The sequence below is a fragment of the Brevundimonas sp. KH_025 genome, assembly GCF_057839885.1.
The window spans coordinates 1393494-1416788 of sequence record NZ_CM174501.1 but is presented as its reverse complement, the minus strand read 5'-3'; the positions used below and the strand labels follow the sequence as shown (position 1 = coordinate 1416788).

The window sequence follows — 23295 nt, the reverse complement described above, 5'->3', positions numbered from 1 at the left end:
CAGAACTCATCAACCGATACCCTTGGCCACTTCGGCGGCGACGTGTTCGCGCATGAAGGCCCGGATGCGCGCCAGCATCGGCCCGTCGAACTCGGGCGGGGTCGGCTCCTTCTCGATGATCCAGGCGTAGAGGTACTGATCCTCTTCATCCAGCAGGGTCTCGAGCTGATCCAACTCCTCGTCGCTCAGCGTCGGCCCGACCTGATCGGTGAAGGGGCCCAGCACCATGTCGGCCTCGCGGAAGCCGCGTCGCCAGGCGCGATAGGAGATCCGGCCCAGGCGTTGGTGCTTCAGATTGTCCTCTGGACGTGCGTCAATTTCGGCCACGCGGTTCCTTGCCCGGTCCGTTCATGTGAAGAGTTCGATCAGATAGCGTTCCCGTTCCGTTTTCGCTAGCTATGCTGAGGCTAATGCGGCCCGAGATTCTCTTTCCCCTGTTCGCCGACGTCTCCACGCTGAAAGGCGTGGGGCCTCGAAGCGCGCCTCTCGTGCATAAACTGGCGGGTCCGCTGGTGCGCGATGTCCTGTTCCTGTCGCCGTCCGGGATCATCCAGCGCCGCCGCACGACGGCCGCCGCCGCCGTCGAGGGCGAGATCGGCATCTTCGACGTCCTGATCGACCGGCTGATCCCGCCGCACAAGATCGGCGCCCCGCTGAAGATGCGGGCGTCGGACGACACAGGCTTCGTCCACCTGATCTGGTTCGCCGGATCGCCGCGCCATATCGAGAGCTTGGCCCCGCGCGGCGAGCGGCGGCTGGTGACGGGCAAGGTCGAGCGCTTCAACAACGAGGTGCAGATCGCGCACCCCGACTACATCCTGCCGCTGGAAAAGGCGGACGAGATTCCGCTGTCCGAACCCGTCTATCCGGCGACGCAAGGCCTGACCTCGCGTGTGGTCAGGAAGCTGGCGCAGGGCGCGCTGGCGACCGCGCCGGAACTGGCCGAGTGGCAGGACGCCGCCTGGCTGTCGGCCCGGCGCTGGCCCGGCTGGCGCGCGGCGCTGGAGACCCTGCACGCCCCGACCTCGGAAATGGACCTGACGCCTGAGGCTCCGGCGCGACAGCGCCTGGCCTATGACGAGCTGTTTGCGCATCAGCTGGCGCTGGCCCGTCGCCGCCGCGCGCGTCAGGTCACGCCGGGCGCGCGCATCGCGGCGGGCGAGGCCTCGCAGCGGATGCTGGCCGCCCTGCCCTTCACCCTGACCGGCGCCCAGGCCTGCGCCATCGAGGAAATCCGCGCCGACCTGGCCTCGGGCGAGCAGATGGGCCGGCTGCTGCAAGGCGACGTGGGCTCTGGCAAGACGGCGGTGGCTGCGCTCGCTCTGGCCGACGCAGCCTCCAGCGGCTTCCAGTCCGCCCTGATGGCCCCGACCGAAATCCTGGCCCGCCAGCACTATCAGCGGCTGGCCCCGATGCTGGAGGAAGCCGGGATCTCGACCATCCTGCTGACCGGCCGCGACACTCAAGGAGAGCGGCGGCAGAGGCTGGCCGCGCTGGCGTCCGGCGAGGCCCAGGTCGCCATCGGCACTCACGCCCTGTTTCAGGACGCGGTCCAGTTCAACCGGCTGGCCCTGGCCGTCATCGACGAACAGCACCGCTTCGGCGTCAACGAGCGCCAGAGGCTGCAAGCCAAGGGCGATCCGCGCTTCGGCGGGGTCCACCTGCTGACCATGTCGGCCACGCCGATCCCGCGCACCCTGGAACTGACCCAGTACGGCGAGCTGGAAGTCAGCCGCCTGATGGAAAAGCCGCCGGGCCGCACCGCCGTCGCCACCGCCGTCGTGCCTCTGGTTCGCATCGGCGAGGTCGCCAAACGGCTGAAGGCGGCGATCGACAGCGGCGCCCAAGCCTACTGGATCTGCCCTCTGGTGGCCGAATCCGAAGCCATCGACCTGGCCGCCGCCGAGGAGCGCGCCAACGACCTGCGCCGCATTCTTCAGGTCGAGGTCGGCCTGGCCCACGGCCAGATGCCGGGCGCCGAGCGCGAGGCGGTGATGGCCGAGTTCGCCGAGGGCCGCATCCCGCTGCTGGTCGCCACCACGGTCGTTGAGGTGGGCGTGGACGTGCCCAACGCCTCCATCATGGTCATCGAACACGCCGACCGCTTCGGCCTAGCTCAGTTGCACCAACTTCGGGGCCGCGTCGGACGCGGGGCCAAGTCCAGTTCCTGCATCCTGTTGTACGGCGGTCAGGACGGCGCGCTCGGCGAAACCGCGCGCGAGCGTCTGGAGACCCTCCGCCGCACCGAAGACGGGTTCGAGATCGCCGAGGAGGATTTCCGCCTGCGTGGCGGCGGCGACCCTCTCGGCCTGAAGCAGAGCGGCTTCCCCGCCTATCGCTTCGCCGATCCGATCAAGCATCGCTCGCTGATGCTGGCGGCGTCCGACGACGCCCGCCTCATCCTGGGCCGCGACCCCTACCTGACCAGTCCGCGCGGCGAGGCCGTGCGGGTGCTGGAATCCCTGTTCGACTGGCGCAACGAGCGGCCAGGGATCGACTAGGCGGCGGGCGCCTGCCTGGCCTTCCAGACCGCCAGTCGCGCCAAGGCATCGGCCTCGATGTCGGCATAGAACAGATTGTAAGGTCGCGCCTTGCGGCGGTCCGCCCATCCACTGAACTCGCGGAAGGATTCCGACTTCAGCACCGTATGGCGCAGCAGACCGTCGCGGCACTGCGTGGCGATCTGCCGGTCGATGAAGGCCGGTCGCACCCCCCACTCCAGGCCGGTGGCGTTGGCCGCGCCCAGATGGCGTCGCGCCGGGACCGCCGAGCCTTCGTCGCTGCCCGACACAGGGTTCACGCATAGCGCAGGACGGTCGCCCAGCTCGACCAGTTGGCCGCGATCATTCCACACCAGGGCGCGCCGCAGCCGTCGCTTCGCGGCCCCCTCGTCGCCCTCGCCGACCTGTGACCAACCGACGACACAGTCGGTCTGGTCGCGCACATGGCAGGCGGCGATAGGCACCGTCTGATCCAGGCCTACGATGGCGTCCATCAGGTAAACGGCGACCAGACGCCGGCGCAAAGCGGCGTCATTGGCCACACGCTCGTGAACCAGACGCGCAATCAGATCCGCGCCCTGCTCCACGCCCGCCAGAATGATCGGCCCGTTCGGGTGGGCGGCCAGCCATTGATCGAACGCCTTTTCCACATCGCCATAGGCGAAAGCGCGGGCTTCGCGCGCATCCTCGCGCAGCGTCAGGCGCGTATAGAGGCTGGCCTGGCGATAGCGCGGCGCGCTGATGGCCCCGGCGCGCGCGAAGGGACCCGCGTAGTTCGGGATCACGACCCGCTTCAGATAGGCGTCGGCCTTGCGATCGCCGATCGGGCCGTTCCAGCCGGCGCCGCCGTCATACGTGGTCGAATGAACAAAGAAGATCGCGGCGTTCTCGGCCGCCGGCGCGCGGGCGTCCAGCAGCGCCCAGGCGGCCGGTTGAGCGTAATCCGGCGGCGGCGGCGGCTCATAGGTCTGGAACGGAATCTGCGGATCCAGGCCCGCCTTCAGGATGTCGCCGCGCCAGACGGCCACGGCGGCCACCAGAATGAAGACGAGCGCAAAGCCCGTGTAGCCGACCCATTGGCGCAAGGTCAGGCTGGGCATCTTCACCGATAGGAGTCCGGCTGGGACAGGAAGTCCTGAACATAGCGACGCACGCCTTCTTCGAGCGGCGTCGACTGGCCGCCGAAGCCGACCGCGCGGATGCGGTCCATGCTGGCCTCGGTGAAATACTGATACCGGTCGCGGATCACCTCGGGCATGTCGATATAGGCGATGGACGGTTCCTTGCCCGCCGCCGCGAAGGTCGCTCGCGCCAGATCGGCGAAGGACCGCGCCTGACCCGACCCGGCGTTGAACACGCCCGAGACATCCGGCGTCTGCAACAGCCACTCGATGATGTTCACCACGTCATCGACATAGACGAAGTCGCGCAGTTGGCCGCCGTCGGGATAGCTGGGGTTGTGCGACCGGAACAGGCTGACCGTCTCGCCCGCCTGAACCTTGGGCCAGATCTGGGCCACGACCGACTTCATCCCGCCCTTGTGACCCTCGTTCGGGCCATAGACGTTGAAGAATTTCAGCCCGGCCCACTGACGCGGCGCCTGTCCGCGATCCGCCTGACGCACCGCATACTGGTCGAACAGGTATTTCGAATAACCATAGGCGTTTAGAGGGCGAAGCGCATTCAGGCTCTCAGGATCGTCGCGGTCCTCGAACCCCGTCTCGCCGTCGCCATAGGTAGCCGCCGACGAGGCGTAGATCATCCGCACGTCGCGAAGGGCGCACCAGTCCCAGATGTCGCGCGACAGGCTGAAATTGGTGCGCAGGATCAGGTCGGCGTCCGGCTCGGTCGTCGAGGAGATGGCGCCCATGTGCACCACGGCCTCGATGCGTTCGGCGTGGCGTTCCAGTTGCTCGAACAGCTCTTCCGGCGCCCACAGATCGGCGATCGGGTGCTTGGCGATGTTCTTCCATTTGGCGAGATCAGCCGTCTCCAGCCGGTCGCAGACGACCACGTCCCAGGCGTCGCTCTCGCACAGACGCGCCACGATGTTCGAACCGATGAAGCCCGCGCCCCCCGTCACAACGATCATGCGAGGGGTCATTCAGCAGCTCCGGTCGTCATCTTCTCAATCGTCTTGGTCGTGGAATAGCCGTCGGCGAAATCAGCCAGACGGACGACGCCGCCCCAGCTCTCGACCTCGGTCGCGCCGACCACCTTGTCCTTGGTGTAGTCCGCGCCCTTGATCAGGACGTCGGGCCGCAGCCGTTCGATCAGCGCCATCGGCGTCGGATCGTCAAAGGCCGTCACCCGGTCCACGCTGGCCAGACCGCCGATGACGACGGCGCGACTGTCCAGATCATTGACCGGCCGGCCCTCGCCCTTCAGGCGACGCACCGAGGCGTCGGTGTTCAGCGCCACCACCAGCCGGTCGCACCAGCTGCGCGCCTGGGCCAGATAGGCCACGTGGCCGCGGTGCAGGATGTCGAAACAGCCGTTGGTGAAGCCGACCTTCAGCCCCTGACGCTTCCACGCCTCGACCTGATCCGACAGCTCGTCCAGCGGTGTCACCTTGGACTGGGCCAGGGCCGCGTGCTGGCTCATCTCCGCCTCGATCAGCTCGGCGGGCGTGACGACCGCCGTGCCGCTCTTACCGACGACGACGCCCGAGGCCAGGATGGCGAACTGCACCGCCGTCTCCAGCGACGCGCCTGCGCCGAGCGCCAGGCCCAGCGCCGCCAGCGAGGTGTCGCCCGCGCCGGACACATCATAAACCTCGCGCGCCCGACCGGGGAAATGCACCACGCCGCCGTCGCGACGGGCCAGGGTCATCCCCTTGCCGGCGCGAGTGACGACGACCGCCTTGGTCGTGGTGGAGGCCAGCAGCGCCGCCAGCGCCGCCTCAACCTCGGCGTCCGTCTCGACCGGCAGGCCGGTGGCCCCGGCCAGTTCGCTGGCGTTCGGCTTGATCAGATCGACCGCGCCATAGCGGGCGAAGTCGCGGCCCTTGGGGTCCACGATGACCGGCGCGCCGTATTCGCGCGCGGCCCACAGCGCCGCCTCGATCAGGGCGTCGTCCACCACGCCCTTGGCGTAGTCGGACAGCAGGATGGCCTTGGCGCCCTTGAACACAGATTGGTCGCCATAGGCGCCGGTCGCGGGCTGTTCGTCGTCCAGCCGCAGAAGCTGCTGACCGGCGGCGACGAAGCGCGTCTTGACGATGGTGGCCGCGCCCTCAGGCCGGACCAGGGCGTCCTCGATTCGGTCCTCGGCGGCGATCAGATCGGTCAGTTCGGCGCCCGCCGCATCCTGTCCAGCGACAGCGCCCAGTCGGGCGTGACCGCCCAGGGCCGCGACGTTGCGCGCCACATTGCCCACGCCGCCGGGCATGGCCACGGTGCGGCGGGCGCGCAGGACAGGGATCGGCGCCTCGGGCGAGATGCGGCTGACCTCGCCATAGACATAGCGGTCCAGCATCAGGTCGCCCACGCAGGCGACCTTCAGCTCATGCACCTGCGCCAGCAGACCCTGCAGCGCGCCCAAATCCAGTGATCGTTCAGCCATCACGCCGAACTACCGGATTCAGGCCAAGTTCGCCATCGGCGCCTTGGCGCCGACCTTGATGGCCAGGTCGTCGAAGGCGATCAGTTCGGCGGCCAAGGCCTCGAACTGGTCCAGCGGCACCATGTTGGGGCCGTCCGACGGAGCGTTGTCGGGGTCTTCGTGCGTCTCCAGGAAGACGGCGTCCACGCCCACGGCCACGGCGGCGCGCGCCAGAACCGGCACGAACTCGCGCTGACCGCCCGAGGACGTGCCCTGCCCGCCCGGCTGCTGCACACTGTGGGTGGCGTCGAAGACGACGGGGCAGCCGATCTCACGCATGATCGGCAGCGAGCGCATATCGCTGACCAGGGTGTTGTAGCCGAAGCTGGCGCCGCGCTCGCAGGCCATGACGTTGGGATTGCCCGCGCCGACCACCTTGGCGATGACGTTCTTCATGTCCCAGGGGGCCAGGAACTGACCCTTCTTGATGTTGATCGCCTTGCCCGTGGCGGCGGCGGCCAGCAGCAGGTCGGTCTGACGCGACAGGAAGGCCGGAATCTGCAGCACGTCCACGGCCTGGGCCACGCCTTCGCACTGGGCTTCGGAGTGAACGTCGGTCAGGGTCGGCAGGCCGGTGACTTCGCGGATTTCGGCGAAGATCGGCAGGGCGTCCTTCAGGCCGATACCGCGCGCGGCGGTTGCGCTGGTGCGGTTCGCCTTGTCGAAGCTGGTCTTGTAGATGATGCCGACGTTCAGCCGTTCGCCGATTTCCTTCAACCGGTGCGCCGTTTCCAGCGCGTGCTGGCGGCTTTCCATCTGGCAGGGGCCGGCGATGAAGACGATACGGCGGCCGCCGCCGATCACGACGGGCTTCTTGAGGCCAGCGGACAGTTCGATGACGGCGTTGGGACGGTTCACGGCGGCGCTTTCGGCTGTTTGAATCGATAAAGTCGCGGGCTAGTGCCGCAACTTTGCGTCCGACAGGTGGCGTCGAACCCTCAGCTTCGCAACCTACAAGGCGACTCAGCGCCTGACCACAGGCCCGACAAGGCCTGAGCAAACCGCGCATTGTGATAGTCTGGTCCAATGACCTCATCGCCTTCCCTGACCTCGCCCCTGATTTCGACCGCCGATCTGGCATCCCGCCTCGGCGATCCGGCGCTCCGCATCGTCGATGGAAGTTGGCATCTGGACGGGCGTGACGGACGGCCCGATTTTGAAGCGGCTCGCCTGCCCGGCGCCGTGTTTTTCGATCTCGAGGCCAGCTCTGATCAGGGCAACTCACTTCCCCACATGATGCCCTCCGCCGCGGCCTTCGCCGAGCGCATGGAAAGCATGGGCCTGAACCAGGCTGACCACATCGTTGTGTACGACACCGTTGGAATTCGCTCCGCGCCCAGGGTGTGGTGGATGTTGCGCGTCATGGGCGCCGCCCATGTTCAAGTGCTGGATGGAGGTCTGCCGAAATGGCGATCCGAAGGCCGACCGCTGGAACAAGGCCCCACCACGCCAGCGACGCCAGTGAGGTTCCAACCTCATTTCCACACCGCCGCCGTGGTCGATCTGGATCAGGTGCGACAGGCGTTGGATGGATCGATCCAGGTGCTCGACGCGCGCGCCGCCGAGCGCTTCCGCGGCGAGGCGCCGGAGCCGCGCGCGAGTCTGCGGTCCGGCCATATGCCCGGCGCGCTCAACCTGCCCTTCGGCCAGGTGCTGAATGCTGATGGAACGATGAAGCGCGGCGCGGCGCTGGAAAGCGCCTTCCGCGACGCCGGGGTTGATCTTGACCGCCCCATCATCACCAGCTGCGGGTCCGGCGTCACCGCCGCCATCCTCAGCCTGGGTCTGGCGGAACTGGGTCGGCCGTCGCGGCTCTACGACGGCTCATGGGCCGAATGGGGCGCGCGCGAAGACGCACCGATAGCGGTCGGCTAACACGTCAGGCGGCAGCAGGAGCCGCGTCTGTATCTTCTTCGCCACGCGAAACCACGACAGCGACGACCAGATCGCCTGTCACGTTCAGCGTGGTGCGGCACATGTCCAGGAAGCGGTCGACGCCCAGGATAAGGCCGATGCCTTCCGGCGGCACGCCCACCATGGCCAGGATCATGGCGATGACCGGCAGCGACCCCGCCGGCACGCCCGCCGTGCCGACCCCGCCCAGAATACAGACCAGCATGACCACGAACTGCTGACCCAGGCTGAGGTCCACGCCGAAGAACTGGGCCAGGAACAGCACTGTCACGCCCTCGAACAAGGCCGTGCCGTTCTGGTTCGCCGTAGCGCCGACCGTCAGGACGAAACGAGCGATCTTGCGCGGCAGGCCCAGGTTCTGCTCGGCGACGCGCAGCGACACCGGCAGGCTGGCGTTGGATGAAGCAGTCGAGAAGGACACCACCATGGCCTCGCGGATGTCCCGAAAGAACTTCAGCGGCGACATCCCGCCCAGGGTGGCGATGCAGATCGGATAGACGACGAACATGTGGATCGCCATCGCCCCTACCGCGACGGCGACAAAAGCGGCCAGCCGCACCAGCAGATCCCAGCCGAACAGGGCCGCCAGGTTGAACATCAGACAGGCGATCGCGATCGGGGCCAGTCGGATGACGAGGTTGATCAGCTTCATCATCACCTCGAACACGCCCTCGATGGTCTTCTGCAGGCTCTCCGTTACGGGGCTTTTCACCAATACCAGCCCGATGCCGAACAACAGGGCGAATACCATGACCGGCAGAATTTCGTTCTGCGCCGCCGCCGTGAAGACATTGGACGGCACCAGATCGAGGAAGAAATCGCCCGCGCGGACCGAATCCGGCGCGCCGCCGACGATGGAGGCAGCGCCGCTGCGTCCCTGTTCCAGCAGTTGCTGGGCCAGGGCGGGGTCCACGCCGTCGCCGGGCCTGAAGATGTTGACCATGGCCAGACCGATCAGAACAGCGATGGCGGAGATGAAGACGGTGAACAGCAGACTCTTCGTCCCTGCGCGCCCCAGCGTCTTCAGATCCCCCATCTCGGCCACGCCGACCACCAGGGCCGAGAACAGCAACGGCAGGACCATCATGAACAGCAACCGCAGGAAGATCTGCCCCACCGGTCCCGTGATGTTGCTCGTCAGCCACTGAACCCAGGGCGCGTCGCCGCCGATGGTCAGGTTGACCGCCAATCCTCCGAGCAAACCGACAAGGAAGCCGATCAGCATCAGCATATGAAGTGGAAGGCCGTGTTTGGTCGCCGTGATCATACGTCCCCCAAATCAGGCCGCGCTACGCCCTACCGGATCGGCAAGCCGTAGAGCAGGCCACTGGGTCGAGCGCTCCATTGCGCATTCAATCCTCTGGCCAGATTCAGCGCCGATTGCTGGCCAAGGTTCCGTTCGAAGATCTCGCCATAGTTTCCGCTGGCGGCGATCGCGTCGCGCGCCCAGGTGCGCGGCAGGCCGAGCGAAGGCCCGAACTCGCCCTCCTCGCCCAGCAGGCGGCGGACGCGCGGGTCCTGGCTGTCGCTCTCCAGCGCCGCGACATTGGCTTTGGTCACGCCCAGTTCCTCCCCCAGGATCAAGGCGTTCAAGGTCCAGCGGATCACCGCCGTCCACTGATCGTCGCCGCGCCGCACGACCGGGCCGAGCGGCTCCTTGGAGATCACGTCCGGCAGGATGACGTGCTGCTGCGGATTGGGCAGCGTCGTTCGCGCGGCCGCCAGGGCGGAAATGTCCGCGGTGAAGGCGTCGCACGCTTCGCGCGCATAGGCCTGACGCGCCTCCTCCTCGGTCTTCACCACGACCGGGCGATATTCGATCCCGCGCGTCCTGAAATAATCCTCGACGTTCAGTTCGGTTGTCGAGCCGGCCTGGACGCAAACCCGTGCGCCGTTCAACTCCGCCGCGCTGCTGAGATTCAGCGCGCGACGCACCAGGAAGCCCTGCCCGTCGTAGTAGTTTATGCCCGCGAAGCTGAGCTCGCCGCCGGTATCGCGGCTCATGGTCCAGGAAGAATTGCGCCACAGCACGTCGACACGACCATCCCGCAAGGCCTCGAACCTTTGTTCTGCCGTCAGGGGAACAAAGCGCACCGCATCGGGATCGCCGAATATGGCCGCCGCCGTTGCGCGACAGAAGTCCACGTCGAAGCCCCGCCAGGCGCCGCGATTGTCGGTGAAGGCGAAACCGACCAGGCCCTGATGCACCCCACAGTTCAGCCGGCCACGCTTCTTGATCGCCGCCAGCGTCGGACTTTCGGTATTCTCCGGCAAGGTCGCGGGCCTGGCAGGAAGGGCCTCGTTCACATCGGACGCAGGGGTCTCGGCGCGTCGCTCGCAACCGCCTATCGCCACCGCGAAGGCTATCGCCGCTCCCGTCGCTATCCTCGACGCCCGCATTTCATCACCCTCGCAAACTTGCGCCCCGGAGGACTTTAGAGCCCTCTAGGCGCGGAACCGCAACCCGCTGGAGCTTTCATGCCTCGTCTTTCCGACCGCACCCGCTTGATCGCGTCGGCTACACGTCGGGGCTACGGGCGGCGAGCGGTCAATCCGCCGCTGGAGCGCGCCTCGACCATGCTCAGCGATGATCCGGCGGCCATGCAGGATGCGACCGACGGCCCCGTCTACGGGCTGGACGGCACCAGTGCGGCGCGAGAGCTGCGCGCGGCTCTGGCTGATCTGGAGGGAGCCAATGACGCCTTCCTGCTGCCTTCGGGCCTGGCCGCCGTCACCGTCCCGCTCAGCGCTCTGCTCCGGCCCGGCGATGAGGTTCTGGTCACGGACGCCGTCTATGGCCCGACGCGGCGGTTTCTGACCCGGCACATGGCGGCGCGCGGCGTCACGGTCCGCTTTCATCCCGCCGAGGCCTCGACAGCCGACATTCTGGCGGCGCTCAGCGAACGCACCCGTCTGTTGCTGATCGAGGCGCCGGCGTCGCTGACGTTCGAGATCGTCGATGTTCCCGCCCTCGCGGCCGCCTGTCGGGAACGCGGCGTGCTGACGATCATGGACAGCACCTGGGCCGCCGGCCTGTCGTTTCGACCGCTCGACCATGGCATCGATGTCAGCGTGCAGGCCCTGACGAAGTACGCCTCGGGTCATTCCGACCTGCTCATGGGCGGCGTCGCCGTGCGCGACCGCGAGATCGGCCGCGCCATCATGGAAACCATCGACGACATGGGCTGGCACGTGTCGCCGGACGACGCCTGGCTGGCCCTGCGCGGCCTGCGAACCCTGCCGTTGCGCTACGCCGAGCAGGCCCGTTCGGCGCTGGCTGTCGCCGAATGGCTGCAAGCCCGGCCGGAGGTCGCGCGCATCCTCTATCCGCCCCTGCCCGACTCGGTCGGCCATGATCTGTGGCGACGCGACTATTCGGGCGCGGCGTCGCTGATGGGCGTGGTGATGAAGGGCGGCGACAAGACAGCGGCGCATGCCCTGATGCGCGCCCTGTCGCTGTTCGGCATGGGCTATTCCTGGGGCGGCTTTGAAAGCCTGATCACCTTTGAGACCCCGCAACTGGCTTACCGCCAGCACGCGCCCGCCCTGCCCGGCCAACTGCTGCGCCTGCATATCGGGCTGGAGGATCCGGCTGACCTGATCGCGGATCTGGAGAACGGGCTAAAGGAATGGCGCGCCCTGCAGGACTCGAACCTGCAACATCCCGCTTAGAAGGCGGGTGCTCTATCCGGTTGAGCTAAGGGCGCCTAAGCCGAGGCCGCAGCGAAAATCCGGACCTAATGGGTCCAGGACTGCTTGCGGTTGGTGGCGAAGTTGTCAGCGTAGGCCTTGAGAATGACCGGGGCTTCCTGCGGTTCGTGCAGGCGGAAGGCGATGCCGTGGCGTTCGGCGTATTCGACCGCTTCTTCCTTGGTTTCGAAATTCAGGCGCACCTGACCGTTCATGTCCGAGGAGCTGGTCCAGCCGGTCAGCGGGTCCTGGGTGCGGGCCGAGGCCGGTTCGAATTCCAGACGCCAGTCGTTAGTCTTGGCCTTGCCCGACTGCATCGCGGTCTTGGCCGGGCGATAGATGCGAGCAAGCATGGGCGGAATCCTTCGGCGACGTGTCTTGGCCGGGTCAATAGCCCGACCTCGCCGCCCGGTCCAGCCGTCCGCCGCGACTTCAGGCGGCGAGCGTGGTCGAGCCGGCGTCGATCCAGCGGCGGGCGGCGCGCTGGGCTTCGGCGATCTCGTCGTGCTCCATTTCCTGGCTCATCTCGCGGCGATAGATGCGCGCCTCGATCGAGCCCTTCATGGCCGCAAGATTGAAGATCATGTGAGCCGAGACCCGGTCGATGGGGCATCCGTCCAGACCGGCCGAATAGGCCAGCCCCAGTCGGAACAGGGCGTCCCCGTCCATGTCGATGGTCGGCAGCGGCAAGGCTGCGGTCTCGATAGCCTCAGGCGCGGTTTCGTGCGCGGTCATAGCCAGTCCTCCGGGCGTTGGTCGTTCTGACCCTGCCTTTCGAACTGCATTCAAATACCGCCGATTTGAAATTAGAGTTAACGCCCGAACCCCGTGCGAAATTGCCGCTGACAAGCTGACTTCGTCGTTCAGGGCGAGTTCATCCGCAGAGACCGACTTTGATCGCCTGTTTCAACGGGCCGCCCGCAGTTCCCTCGGCGCCCTGACCAAGGAGACGCAAGATGAACCGCCTGACCAAGGCCGCCATCGTCGCCCTGGCGCTGACCACGACGGCTGCGCCGTTGGCGGCCCAGGCCCAGGACCGCCATGACCGTCGCGAATGGCGCCAGGATCGCCATGATGACCGACACGACGACCGCGACGATCGTCGTGAGTGGCGTCAGGATCGCCGCGATGATCGTCGTGAGTGGCGCCAGGACCGTCGTGAGGATCACCGCGAATGGCGTCAGGATCGTCGGGACGATCGCCGCGACTATCGCCGGGACCGCCGCTATGACCGCTGGGATCGCAACAACCGCGACTGGTGGCGCGACCGCTCGGACTTCCGCGACTATCGCGGCGCTCGCCACGGCTACTGGTATGCGCCAGGCCACGGCTACTATCGGGTCGAGCCGCGCTACTACGGTCATCGCTGGCGTCAGGGTTCCTACCTGTCTTCGGCCTATCGCAGCTACTATGTGGACGATCCCTACTATTACGGCCTGCGCCCGGCGCCGCGCGGCTATCGCTACGTCTACGCCGGCAACGACATTCTGTTGATCGCCCTCGCCAGCGGGCTGATCGCCAGCGTGCTGCACGACATCTACTAGGTCCGAGCCATCGCTTCGGAAGTCCCCGCAGAGCCAGGCTTTGCGGGGACTTTTTCATGGGCGCGTGCTCACAGAAGGCTGCCAATTTCCATCGACCGACGTTCAGCCTCGGTTCATGGCCGCGGCCTCAGATTCCGGATCAAGCCGCCGCAATCGGCGTGCGAGGAACAAGATCATGAAACGTTCCCTGATGGTGTTCACGGCCATCGCCAGCTTCGTCCTTCCGGCGGCGGCCCCCGTGGCCTCCCTGGCGCAGGACCAGCAGGCTCAAACGGAGGACTCGTCCGGTCCCGAGCGCGCCCAGCGCCGGGCTGAACGCGGCGACAGAGGCTCCACGCCCCAGCAACGACGTGACGCGCCGCGGGCGGAAAGCCCGCAGCCGCGCCCGGACGTTCAACGTCCAGACCACCCCGATCGACCGGACCGTCCCAACCGCCCTGACTGGCAGGGCGACGGCCAGCGCCCGAACCGTCCTGATCGCCCTGATCGTCCCAGCCGACCGGACGGCGCTGACGAAGGCCGGCCAAACCGGCCCGATCGTCCTGGCGGTCAATGGCAAGGGCGCCACGATCGGCCCAATCAAAACTGGCCCAACCGGCCTGGCGGCGACTATCGCCCCGATCGACCGAACCGTCCTGACCAGCCCGACCGTCCGCATCGACCAGATCGGCCGGATCGTCCTGACAGGCCCAACTGGAACCAGAACCGCGACTATCGCGACTTCCACAATCGCTGGAACCGCGACCAGTGGCGGCGCGACTGGAACCGGCGACATCACGACGACTGGTGGCGCCACGACCGGCGCTTCCGGGGCTGGAACGGCGTGCGGCTCGGCTTCTATTTCGCGCCGGGCTACGGCTACTACAGCGTGCCGCGCAGCTATTGGAACCGTCAGTATCGCGTCGGCGACTATCTGCCGGCCATCTTCTGGCGCTATCAGGTCAACGACTGGCGCACCTACGGCCTGGGCTACCCGCCTCCGGGGACGCGCTGGGTCTATGTCGACAACACGATCTATCTGATCGACGACTACGACGGCTACATCATCGAGGTCGTCCGCGACGCCTGGAACTGGTAGCAGCTGCGTAGAAACAGAAAGGCCCCGAGGAGCAATCCCCGGGGCCTTTTCCATATCCACCGCCCATGTCGCTCATGCAGCGAGCGACCGCGTCGCGAGCGTTAGCGATCCACGGGGGTTGGGGGCGCAAGCCCCCAGGTGAAAACCCTTAAATCAAAGCCCAAGCTTTGATTTAAGGATTTCGTTGACGGCGGCCGGGTTGGCCTTGCCGCCCGTCGCCTTCATCACCTGACCGACGAACCAGCCGAGCGCTTGCGGCTTCTCGGCCACGGCCGCCGCCTTGTCCGGGTTGGCGGCGATGATGTCATCGACAGCCTTCTCGATGGCGCCGGTGTCCGTCACCTGCTTCAGGCCGTGCTTCTCTACCACCTCGGCGGGGCTGCCCTCGCCGTTCCAGACGTAGTCGAAGACTTCCTTGGCGATCTTGGACGAGATGACGTTGGTCTCGATCAGTTCGACCAGCTGGGCCACGTGCGCGGCCGGCAGCGGGTTCTCGCTGAAGTCCTTGCCGTCGGCGGCCAGACGCGCCGACACCTCGTTGGTGACCCAGTTGGACACCAGCTTGGCGTCACGCCCCTTGGCTGCGGCCTCGAAGTAATCGGCCTTGGCCTGTTCCGAGATCAGCACCACGGCGTCGTATTGCGACAGGCCGTAATCGGCCATCAGACGACGGCGCTTCTCGTCCGGCAGTTCCGGCAGATTCGCCTTGATGCCGTCGATCCAGGCCTGCTCCAACTCCAGCGGCAGCAGGTCGGGGTCGGGGAAGTAGCGATAGTCCATCGCCTCTTCCTTGGAGCGCATCGAGCGCGTCTCGCCCGCCGTCGGATCATACAGACGGGTTTCCTGCGTGATCGAACCGCCGTCCTCGAGAATCTCGATCTGGCGGCGCGCCTCGTAGTTGATGGCCTGGCTGATGAAGCGGAACGAGTTGACGTTCTTGATCTCGCAGCGCGTGCCCAGGAAGCCGAAGTCGCCCGTTTCCTTGAACTTGTCGTAGTTGCCGGCGCGGCAGACCGAGACGTTCACGTCGGCGCGAAGATTGCCCTTCTCCATGTCGCCGTCGCAGGTGCCGAGGTAGATCAGGATGGTGCGGATCTTCTTGACGTAGGCGACCGCCTCTTCCGGCGTGCGGATGTCGGGGCGCGAGACGATCTCCATCAGCGCCGTGCCGGCCCGGTTCAGGTCGACATAGGATTCCGTCGGCGACAGGTCGTGGATCAGCTTGCCCGCGTCCTGTTCCAGGTGCAGGCGCTCGATGCCGACGTTGAAGAAGCTGCCGTCCTCGGCCTCGACCTCGACCACGCCCTCGCCCACGATCGGGAAATACAGCTGGCTGATCTGATAGCCGGTCGGCAAATCGGGATAGAAGTAGTTCTTGCGGTCGAACTGGCTGCGCTTGTTGATCTGCGCCTTCAGGCCCAGGCCGGTCTTCACCGCCTGCTCGACGCACCAGCCGTTCAGGGTCGGCAGCATGCCGGGGAAGCCGGCGTCGACCAGCGACACCTGCTCGTTCGGACCCGCGCCAAAGCCCACGGCCGCGCCCGAGAACAGCTTGGCCTTCGACGCCACCTGGGCGTGGATTTCCAGCCCCATGACGATTTCCCAGTCGCCGGTGCGACCTTTGATCAGTTTCGTGTTCTCAGACATGCTCACCACCAACGATCCGGCTTGGCCACGAAGCCGGCAGACTCTTCCAGCGCGCTCGCGACCTGGAAGACGGTCGCTTCATCCAGCGCCTTGCCGATGACCTGAAGACCCAGCGGCAGGCCGTTGGCGTCGACGCCCGCGGGCACCGAGATGCCCGGCAGGCCGGCCAGGTTCGTCGTCACCGTGAAGATGTCGTTCAGGTACATCTGCAGCGGGTCGATCTGCTTGTCGCCCAGGGCGAAGGCGGCCGACGGCGTCGAGGGGGTCAGGATGGCGTCCACCTTGCCCCAGACGTTGTCGAAGTCCTCGGCGATGCGGCGACGCACCTTCAGCGCCTTGACGTAGTAGGCGTCATAGAAGCCCGCCGACAGCACATAGGCGCCGATGATCAGACGACGCTTCACCTCGGCTCCGAAGCCCTCGGCGCGCGAGGTTTCATAGAGGTCGGTCAGCGAAGTCGTGCCTTCGGCGCGATGGCCGAAACGCATCCCGTCATAGCGGGCCAGGTTCGACGACGCCTCGGCGGGAGCCACGATGTAATAGGTCGGCAGGGCGTATTTGGTGTGCGGCAGGCTGATCTCGACGATCTCGCAGCCGGCGGCCTTCAGCCACGCGACGCCCTGCTCCCACAGCTTCTGGATCTCGGCGGGCATGCCGTCGATCAGGTATTCAGCCGGCACGCCGATACGCAGGCCCTTGACCGACTTGCCGACCGACTGGGTCCAGTCCGGGGTCGGGATGTCGAGGCTGGTCGAGTCCTTGGCGTCGAACGAGCACATGGACTTCAGCAGGATGGCGGCGTCGGCCACCGTCTTGGTGATCGGCCCGGCCTGATCCAGCGAGCTGGCGAAGGCGACCATGCCGAAACGGCTGGCGCGGCCATAGGTCGGCTTGATGCCCACGGTGCCGGTGAAGGCGGCGGGCTGGCGGATCGAGCCGCCGGTGTCCGACGCGGTCGCGGCCAGGCAGAGGTCAGCCGCCACGGCCGAAGCCGAACCGCCCGACGAACCGCCCGGCGTCAGCTCGGCGTTCGAGGTTTTCGACTTCCACGGGTTCTTCACCGGACCAAAGGCCGAGGTCTCGTTGGACGAGCCCATGGCGAACTCGTCCATGTTCAGCTTGCCCAGCATGACCGCCCCGTCGCGCCACAGATTGGCGGTGACGGTCGATTCATAGGGCGGCTTGAATCCGCGCAGCATGTTGGAGCCGGCGGTCGTCTGCACGCCCTCGGTGCAGAACAGGTCCTTGATGCCCAGCGGCGCGCCTTCCAGAGCGCCCGCCGTGCCGGCCGCGATCTTCGCGTCAGAGGCCCGCGCCTGTTCCAGCGCCTTGTCCGTCGTCACTTCGACATAGGCGTTCAGCGCCGGGTTCGAGGCTTCGATGTTGCTCAGGAAGGCCTTGGTCAGTTCCTCGGACGAGAAGGTCTTGGCCTTCAGCCCGTCCAGGGCGTCCTTCAGGTTCAGTTTGGTCAGATCAGACATGGCTTACTCGACCACCTTGGGCACGACGAAGAAGCCGTCGGCCGACTTCGGGGCGTTCGACAGGACCGCATCCACCTTGCCGCCGTCGGTGACGACGTCTTCGCGCAGGCGCAGGGGCTGGGCGACGTTGGAGGTCATCGGCTCGACACCCTGCACGTCGACCTCGTTCAGCTGCTCGATCCAGTTCAGGATGCCGTTCAGCTCCTGGGCCAGCGGCTCCAGGCGGTCCTCGGGGGTCTTGATGCGGGCGAGGTGGGCGACACGCCTCACCGTCGCGGCGTCGATAGCCATGAAAATCTCCGAAATTCCTCCAGCCGCAACGCAAGGGAGTCGTCGCAGACTGATGATTGTCGTGGGTTAACCGCCCGATGCGGCTTCGACAAGCGTTCCGCATTGCAATATGGGACGTCCGTGCCCGTATTTAACCTCGAAGACCTGCCCGCCGCCTGCCCGCCCGACACCGCCTGGATGGGGCTGGATCTGGGCGAGAACACCATTGGCGTAGCCGTGTCCGACACCAGCCGCATGATCGCCAGCCCGCTGCAGCTGATCCGCAAGGTGAAGTTCAGCCAGGACGCCGAGCAGTTGATCAAGCTGATGAACGGTCGCAACGTCTCGGCCCTGGTTATCGGCCTGCCGCTGAACATGGACGGCTCCGAGGGGCCGCGCGCCCAGTCCTGCCGCGCCTTCGCCCGCAATCTGGAGCGGCTGCGCCCCGTCAACGTCGCCTTTCAGGACGAGCGCCTGTCGACCAGCGCCGTCGAACGCTTCCTGATCGAAGAACTGGACCTGAACCGCAAGCGCCGCGCCAATGTCGTGGACCGCACCGCCGCCGCCTGGATCCTCCAGGGCGCGCTGGACCGTCTGCGCGACTGACATGACGGCCATCGTCGCGGGCGTCCTGCCGGTCTTCATCCTGTTGGCGCTGGGCTACGGGCTGAAGAAGTCGGACTATCTGCCCGACGCCGCCTGGCGGCCGATCGAAAAGCTGGCGATCAACGTCCTCTACCCCGGCTTTCTGATCCCCGCGATCTGGAGCGCGGACCTGTCGGGATCGGCGGCCGGCGCGGCTGGCGCAGCCGCCGTGACGGTCTCCATCATCGTCTCGACCCTGACCCTCTTGTCTCGGCCGCTGCTGAACCTCAGCGGCCCGGCCTTCACCAGCGTGTTCCAGGGCATGATCCGCTGGAACAGCTTTGTCTTCCTGCCGGTCGTGCAGGCGACGTTCGGACCTGTAGGCGTCGGTCTGGCCGCCGTGGTCATCGCCGCCATGATCCCGGTCAGCAACATCCTCAGCGTCATCGTCCTGGCCAAGTGGGGCGCGGACCAGCGCGGCGCCTCGCCCAAGGCCCTGTTCAGGGCGATGATGTCCAACCCCATCCTGCTGGCCTGCCTGCTGGGACTGGCGCTCAACTTCCTGGGCGCGCCACAGCCGCCGGGCGTAGCCGAGACGCTGCGCCTGCTGGGTTCGGCCGCCCTGCCGCTGGGCCTGATCGTGGCGGGCGCGGGCCTCAGTTTCCGCGAGCTGGCGCGAACCCGCGTCACCGTCGGCGCCGTGGTCGTGGTCAAGATGATCGTGACGCCCCTGGCGATGTGGCAGCTGGCGCGCCTCTACGGCGGCGACGAACTGGCCCAGGGAATCGCCCTGTTGTGCGGGGCGGCTCCCGGCGCGGCCTCGGCCTATGTGCTGGCGCGGCAGATGGGCGGAGACGCGCCTTTGATGGCCGGGATCATCGCCGCGACGACGGTATTCTCGGTCTTCGGCATCCCGATGGCCTTGCTGCTATTCCATCTGACCTGAGTCCCGCTTATAGCGGCGTCTCGATGACCCATGCCGCTTCCGTCACCGAAACCATCGAGGAGCGACTGACGCCGTTCCCCCGCGATCATTTCCTCGCCGCCGGCGATCTGAACCCGCCCGCCGCCCTGGCGCTGCTGGATCTCGCCGACGCCTTCGTCGACTTCAATCGACAGTCGGCCAAGGGCATCGACCTGATGCGCGGCCAGACGGTCGTGAACCTGTTCTTCGAGAACTCGACCCGCACCAGCTCCTCGTTCGAGATCGCCGCCAAGCGTCTCGGCGCCGACGTCGTGACCATGCCGGTCTCGGCCTCCTCGGTGGCCAAGGGCGAGACCCTGATCGACACGGCGGTGACGCTGAACGCGATGAAGCCGGAGATTCTGGTGGTCCGCCACTCGTCGTCGGGCGCCGTGGACCTGCTGTCGCAAAAGGTCGGCTGCGCGGTCGTCAACGCCGGCGACGGTCGTCACGAACACCCGACCCAGGCCCTGCTGGACCTGCTGAGCCTGCGCCGCGCCTTCGGCGATGTAGGCGGGCTGACGGTGGCCATCTGCGGCGACATCGCCCACAGCCGCGTGGCCCGCTCCAACGTCGCCCTGCTGTCGATGATGGGGGCGCGCGTCCGCCTGATCGGCCCGCCGACCCTGGTGCCGGGCGACGCCGACCGTTGGGGCTGCGAGGTTTTCCACGACATGAAGGAAGGCCTGGCCGGCTGCGACGTGGTCATGATGCTGCGCCTTCAACTGGAACGCATGACCGGCGCCCTGATCCCTTCGACCCGCGAGTATTTCCGCTTCTGGGGTCTGGACCGCGAAAAGCTGGCCTGGGCCGCGCCCAACGCCAGGGTCATGCACCCCGGCCCGATGAACCGGGGGGTCGAGATCGACTCCGACGTGGCCGACGACCTCAGCGTCTCCCTGATCCAGGATCAGGTCGAGATGGGCGTCGCCGCCCGCATGGCCGTTCTGGCCGCCCTCGCCCACCGCCGCGCGGGAGCCGCCGCATGACCGCTCCGAACACGCTCGCGATCATCAACGCCCGCCTGCTGGACCCGGCCAGCGACTATGACGGCCCCGGCGCGGTCCTGATCCAGGACGGCCGCATCGTCGAGGTCGTCCACGGCCAGGCGACCCAGCGCCCCGACGGCGTCACCGTCATCGACGCCCAGGGCCGCTGCCTCGCCCCCGGTCTGATCGACATTCGCGTCAAGACCGGCGAACCGGGCGCCGAGCCCAAGGAGACGCTGAAGTCGGCCAGCCTGTCGGCGGCGGCGGGCGGCGTCACCACCATCGTCGTCCAGCCCGACACCGACCCGGCCATCGACGATCCGGCCCTGATCGACCACATCCAGCGGCGCGGCGCGGCGCTCGAGCTGGTCAACGTCCGGGCTGCGGGCGCCGCCACCCAAGGCCGCGACGGCCAGCGCATGGCCGAGATCGGCCTGATGCACGAGGCGGGCGCCCTCTATTTCACCGACGGCGACCGGGTCATCGTCAACACCCGCACCCTGCAACGGGTGATGAGCTACGCCGCCGCCTTCAACGCCCTGATCGCCTGTCGTCCGGCTGAACCCTGGCTGTCGGAGGGCGCGGTCGCCACCTCGGGCGAACTGGCCACCCGTCTGGGTCTGTCGGGTTCGCCCGCCATCGCCGAGCGCATCCAACTGGAGCGCGATCTGGCCCTGGTCGAACAGACCGGCGCCCGTTTCCTGGTCGACCAGATCTCGACCGAGGGCGCGCTGCAGACCCTGGCCCGCGCCCGCGCTCGGGGCCTTGAGGTCTCGGCCTCGGTCTCGATCAACCACCTCTGCTTCAACGAAATCGACATCGGCGACTACCGGACCTTCTACCGGCTCGACCCGCCGCTGCGCGCCGAGAGCGACCGTCAGGCCCTGGTCGAGGCCGTCCGCGACGGCCTGATCGACGCCATCACCTCGGCCCATGCGCCCGAGCCTGCCGAGAACAAACGCCGTCCCTTCGCCGAGGCCGCGCCCGGCGCCGTGGGTCTGGAAACCCTGCTGCCCGCCGCCCTGATGCTGCATCACGAGCACGGACTGGACCTGCTGGACGTGCTGCGTCCGCTGACCCAGGGCCCCGCCGGTCTGCTGGGCTTGGACGCCGGGGTCCTGGCGCAAGGCGCGCCGGCCGACCTCGTCCTGTTCGACGCGGGCGCTCCGGTTGTGATCGACGCGGCCACACTGCGTTCCAAATCGAAGAATTCGCCCTTCGACGGCCGTCGTCTGCAAGGCAAGGTCTTGCTCACGGTCGTCGGGGGACGCATCGTCCACGACGCACGCTAAACGGGAGCGAATCACTTGCAGGATCTGGCGGCGCCGGCGCTTCTTACGCTCGGGCTTGTGGCTATTGGCGGATACCTGCTCGGTTCAATCCCGTTCGGGGTCATCCTGACGCGCGCGGCGGGCACCGGGGACGTGCGCAACATCGGCTCGGGCAATATCGGCGCGACCAATGTGCTGCGCACCGGGCGCAAGGACCTGGCCATCGCCACCCTGATCCTCGACGCGGGCAAGGGCGCGGTCGCCCTGCTGATCGCGCGCTATCTGTTTGGCAGCGAGGCGGCGGGCGCCATCGCCGGCGGCGCGGCCTTCATGGGCCACTTGTTCCCCGTGTGGCTGGGCTTCAAGGGCGGCAAGGGGGTCGCGACCTTCTTCGGCCTGATCCTGGCCGCCTGCTGGCCCCTGGGTCTGATGGCGGCGGCGACCTGGCTGATCGTGGCGTTCGCCCTGCGCTATTCCTCGCTGGCGGCCCTGGTCGCGGCGGCGCTGACGCCGCTCTACGCGCTGCTGCCCCTGCCGATGCTGGGCCTGCCGGCCCCCGCGCCCATCCTGATCCTGGCCATCTTCACCGCTGTGCTGATCTATATCCGCCACCATGAGAACATCGCCCGGCTGCTGAAAGGCGCCGAGCCGCGTATCGGGGCCAAGAAGGCTTGACCCCCCTGTCCGACGCCGAGCGTTTCGCCCGGCTTCGGCTGGCCCGCACCGACCGCGTCGGTCCCGTGGCCTTTTCCCAACTGTTGCAACGCTTCGGCTCTGCCGTTCGCGCCATCGACGCCCTGCCCGATCTGGTGCGACGCAGCGGTCGCGACGGCTATGCCCTGCCCGCCATTGAGCGCGTCGAGGCCGAACTGGCCGCGGGCGAGCGTGTCGGCGCGCGGCTGATCCTGCTGGGCGACGCGGACTATCCAGACATGCTGGCGGCGGTCGATCCGCCCCCGCCCCTGCTGTGGACGCGCGGCGACCCAAACCTGCTGTCACAGCCCTGCATCGGCGTTGTCGGCGCCCGCATCGCCTCGGCGGGCGGCCAGCGCATCGCGCGCGGCCTGGCTCAACAGTTGGGCGAGGCCGGCCATATCGTCGTGTCCGGTCTGGCGCGGGGCGTCGATGCGGCGGCTCACCTGGGCGCCCTGCCGACCGGCACAGTGGCGGTCCTCGGCGGCGGCGTGGACGACATCTATCCGGCCGACAACACCGACCTCTACCGCCAGATCGCCGAACAGGGCTGCATCGTCTCGGAAAGCCCCGTCGGCGCCCGCGCCCAAGCCCGCGACTTCCCCCGCCGCAACCGCATCATCTCGGGCCTGTCGCGCGGCGTCATCGTGGTCGAGGCGGAAATCCGTTCAGGCTCCCTGATCACCGCCCGCCTGGCCAATGAACAGGGCCGCGACGTCTTCGCCGTGCCGGGATCGCCGCTGGACCCCCGCTCGAAAGGCCCCAACGAACTGCTGCGTCAGGGCGCTATTCTCTGCGAAGGCCTGGAAGACGTAGAGCGCGCCTTCAACACCCTGCGAACCCTGCGCGAGCCGCCGGCTGATTCGCCCTTCGACGGCGCCCCGGATGATCTGGACGAGGCCCTGATCGAACAGGTCGCGGCCTTGCTGTCCCCCACGCCCGCGCCGCGCGACGAACTGGCGCGGGCGCTGAACCTACCGATCGGCGTCGTCGCCGCCGCCCTGCTGGAACTCAGCCTGATCGGTCGAGCCACGCTTCTGCCGGGAGGCCTGGCCTCCGTTTGAA

General features: G+C 67.4%; 23 protein-coding genes and 1 tRNA gene. 11 read left to right on the top strand and 13 right to left on the bottom strand.

The window, feature by feature from the left end; genetic code table 11:
- Positions 1-9 precede the first annotated feature (9 nt).
- Entirely contained in the window at positions 10-327 is a 318-nt protein-coding gene (locus AC3IS2_RS07115) for an FAD assembly factor SdhE (protein WP_489199946.1), read from the bottom strand.
- A gap of 83 nt (positions 328-410) precedes the next feature.
- On the opposite strand from AC3IS2_RS07115, the gene recG reads away from it, so the two are divergent.
- The gene (recG, locus tag AC3IS2_RS07110) at positions 411-2501 is read left to right on the top strand and encodes an ATP-dependent DNA helicase RecG (RefSeq protein WP_489199945.1); all 2091 of its coding nucleotides are present in this window, start codon (positions 411-413) and stop codon (positions 2499-2501) included.
- Here recG and AC3IS2_RS07105 read toward each other — a convergent pair.
- The 4 genes from AC3IS2_RS07105 to kdsA are packed head-to-tail and all read right to left on the bottom strand — an operon-like array spanning position 2498 to position 6962.
- Complete coding sequence (locus tag AC3IS2_RS07105; protein WP_489200116.1) at positions 2498-3601, bottom strand: DUF3089 domain-containing protein; 1104 nt, start codon at positions 3599-3601, stop codon at positions 2498-2500. The two genes, recG and AC3IS2_RS07105, sit on opposite strands and share 4 nt — an antisense overlap.
- Before the next feature lie 2 nt (positions 3602-3603).
- Positions 3604-4605, bottom strand: a complete 1002-nt coding sequence (gene rfaD / locus AC3IS2_RS07100; RefSeq protein WP_489199944.1) for an ADP-glyceromanno-heptose 6-epimerase — start codon at positions 4603-4605, stop codon at positions 3604-3606.
- A complete protein-coding gene (gene rfaE2, locus AC3IS2_RS07095) occupies positions 4602-6065 on the bottom strand; it encodes a D-glycero-beta-D-manno-heptose 1-phosphate adenylyltransferase (RefSeq protein ID WP_489199943.1) in 1464 nt (487 codons plus the stop codon). The genes rfaD and rfaE2 overlap by 4 nt, the downstream gene beginning before the upstream one ends.
- Before the next feature lie 18 nt (positions 6066-6083).
- Positions 6084-6962, bottom strand: a complete 879-nt coding sequence (gene kdsA / locus AC3IS2_RS07090) for a 3-deoxy-8-phosphooctulonate synthase (RefSeq protein ID WP_489199942.1) — start codon at positions 6960-6962, stop codon at positions 6084-6086.
- 168 nt (positions 6963-7130) lie between these two features.
- Between kdsA and sseA the strand changes: the two genes are divergently transcribed.
- Positions 7131-7979, top strand: a complete 849-nt coding sequence (gene sseA, locus AC3IS2_RS07085; protein WP_489199941.1) for a 3-mercaptopyruvate sulfurtransferase — start codon at positions 7131-7133, stop codon at positions 7977-7979.
- Positions 7980-7983: 4 nt separating this feature from the next.
- Here the strand turns inward: sseA and AC3IS2_RS07080 are convergent, their stop codons facing one another.
- Entirely contained in the window at positions 7984-9285 is a 1302-nt protein-coding gene (locus tag AC3IS2_RS07080; RefSeq protein ID WP_489199940.1) for a dicarboxylate/amino acid:cation symporter, read from the bottom strand.
- Positions 9286-9314: 29 nt separating this feature from the next.
- Positions 9315-10292, bottom strand: coding sequence for an amino acid ABC transporter substrate-binding protein (locus tag AC3IS2_RS07075; RefSeq protein ID WP_489199939.1), 978 nt, complete (start codon positions 10290-10292; stop codon positions 9315-9317).
- 204 nt (positions 10293-10496) lie between these two features.
- Between AC3IS2_RS07075 and metC the strand changes: the two genes are divergently transcribed.
- A complete protein-coding gene (gene metC / locus AC3IS2_RS07070; protein WP_489200115.1) occupies positions 10497-11690 on the top strand; it encodes a cystathionine beta-lyase in 1194 nt (397 codons plus the stop codon).
- On the opposite strand, the gene AC3IS2_RS07065 is transcribed toward metC, so the two are convergent.
- The 3 genes from AC3IS2_RS07065 to AC3IS2_RS07055 form a co-directional block, all read right to left on the bottom strand.
- Positions 11649-11725 (bottom strand) — tRNA-Arg (locus AC3IS2_RS07065). The two genes, metC and AC3IS2_RS07065, sit on opposite strands and share 42 nt — an antisense overlap.
- 30 nt (positions 11726-11755) lie before the next feature.
- Positions 11756-12061 (bottom strand): ETC complex I subunit, encoded by a 306-nt coding sequence (locus tag AC3IS2_RS07060; protein WP_489199938.1) that lies wholly within the window; start codon positions 12059-12061, stop codon positions 11756-11758.
- Between the two features lie 79 nt (positions 12062-12140).
- On the bottom strand, positions 12141-12443 hold the full coding sequence (locus AC3IS2_RS07055; protein WP_489199937.1) for a sel1 repeat family protein: 303 nt from the start codon (positions 12441-12443) through the stop codon (positions 12141-12143).
- A gap of 221 nt (positions 12444-12664) precedes the next feature.
- On the opposite strand from AC3IS2_RS07055, the gene AC3IS2_RS07050 reads away from it, so the two are divergent.
- Both AC3IS2_RS07050 and AC3IS2_RS07045 read left to right on the top strand, forming a co-directional pair.
- Entirely contained in the window at positions 12665-13252 is a 588-nt protein-coding gene (locus AC3IS2_RS07050) for an RcnB family protein (protein WP_489199936.1), read from the top strand.
- A gap of 175 nt (positions 13253-13427) precedes the next feature.
- A complete protein-coding gene (locus tag AC3IS2_RS07045) occupies positions 13428-14330 on the top strand; it encodes an RcnB family protein (RefSeq protein WP_489199935.1) in 903 nt (300 codons plus the stop codon).
- Positions 14331-14483: 153 nt separating this feature from the next.
- Here the strand turns inward: AC3IS2_RS07045 and gatB are convergent, their stop codons facing one another.
- Genes gatB through gatC form a run of 3 tightly spaced genes read right to left on the bottom strand, consistent with a single transcriptional unit; the run spans position 14484 to position 17749 of the window.
- Positions 14484-15977 carry an Asp-tRNA(Asn)/Glu-tRNA(Gln) amidotransferase subunit GatB gene (gene gatB, locus AC3IS2_RS07040; protein WP_489199934.1) on the bottom strand — a complete coding sequence of 498 codons (1494 nt, stop codon included), beginning with the start codon at positions 15975-15977 and terminating at the stop codon, positions 14484-14486.
- Between the two features lie 2 nt (positions 15978-15979).
- Complete coding sequence (gatA, locus tag AC3IS2_RS07035; protein WP_489199933.1) at positions 15980-17458, bottom strand: Asp-tRNA(Asn)/Glu-tRNA(Gln) amidotransferase subunit GatA; 1479 nt, start codon at positions 17456-17458, stop codon at positions 15980-15982.
- Between the two features lie 3 nt (positions 17459-17461).
- Positions 17462-17749, bottom strand: a complete 288-nt coding sequence (gene gatC / locus AC3IS2_RS07030) for an Asp-tRNA(Asn)/Glu-tRNA(Gln) amidotransferase subunit GatC (protein WP_441453325.1) — start codon at positions 17747-17749, stop codon at positions 17462-17464.
- 120 nt (positions 17750-17869) lie between these two features.
- On the opposite strand from gatC, the gene ruvX reads away from it, so the two are divergent.
- From ruvX to dprA, 6 genes are read left to right on the top strand one after another with little or no spacing between them, the layout of a single operon-like run.
- Positions 17870-18334: a Holliday junction resolvase RuvX gene (gene ruvX, locus AC3IS2_RS07025; protein ID WP_489199932.1), complete on the top strand. Its 465-nt coding sequence runs from the start codon at positions 17870-17872 to the stop codon at positions 18332-18334.
- Between the two features lies 1 nt (position 18335).
- Complete coding sequence (locus AC3IS2_RS07020) at positions 18336-19259, top strand: AEC family transporter (protein ID WP_489199931.1); 924 nt, start codon at positions 18336-18338, stop codon at positions 19257-19259.
- A 23-nt stretch (positions 19260-19282) separates the two neighbouring features.
- On the top strand, positions 19283-20266 hold the full coding sequence (locus AC3IS2_RS07015; protein ID WP_489199930.1) for an aspartate carbamoyltransferase catalytic subunit: 984 nt from the start codon (positions 19283-19285) through the stop codon (positions 20264-20266).
- On the top strand, positions 20263-21558 hold the full coding sequence (gene pyrC, locus AC3IS2_RS07010) for a dihydroorotase (RefSeq protein ID WP_489199929.1): 1296 nt from the start codon (positions 20263-20265) through the stop codon (positions 21556-21558). The genes AC3IS2_RS07015 and pyrC overlap by 4 nt, the downstream gene beginning before the upstream one ends.
- A 15-nt stretch (positions 21559-21573) precedes the next feature.
- Complete coding sequence (gene plsY, locus AC3IS2_RS07005; protein WP_489199927.1) at positions 21574-22212, top strand: glycerol-3-phosphate 1-O-acyltransferase PlsY; 639 nt, start codon at positions 21574-21576, stop codon at positions 22210-22212.
- Positions 22209-23294: a DNA-processing protein DprA gene (dprA, locus tag AC3IS2_RS07000; protein WP_489199926.1), complete on the top strand. Its 1086-nt coding sequence runs from the start codon at positions 22209-22211 to the stop codon at positions 23292-23294. Before plsY ends, dprA begins: the two co-directional genes overlap by 4 nt.
- Position 23295: the final 1 nt, after the last annotated feature.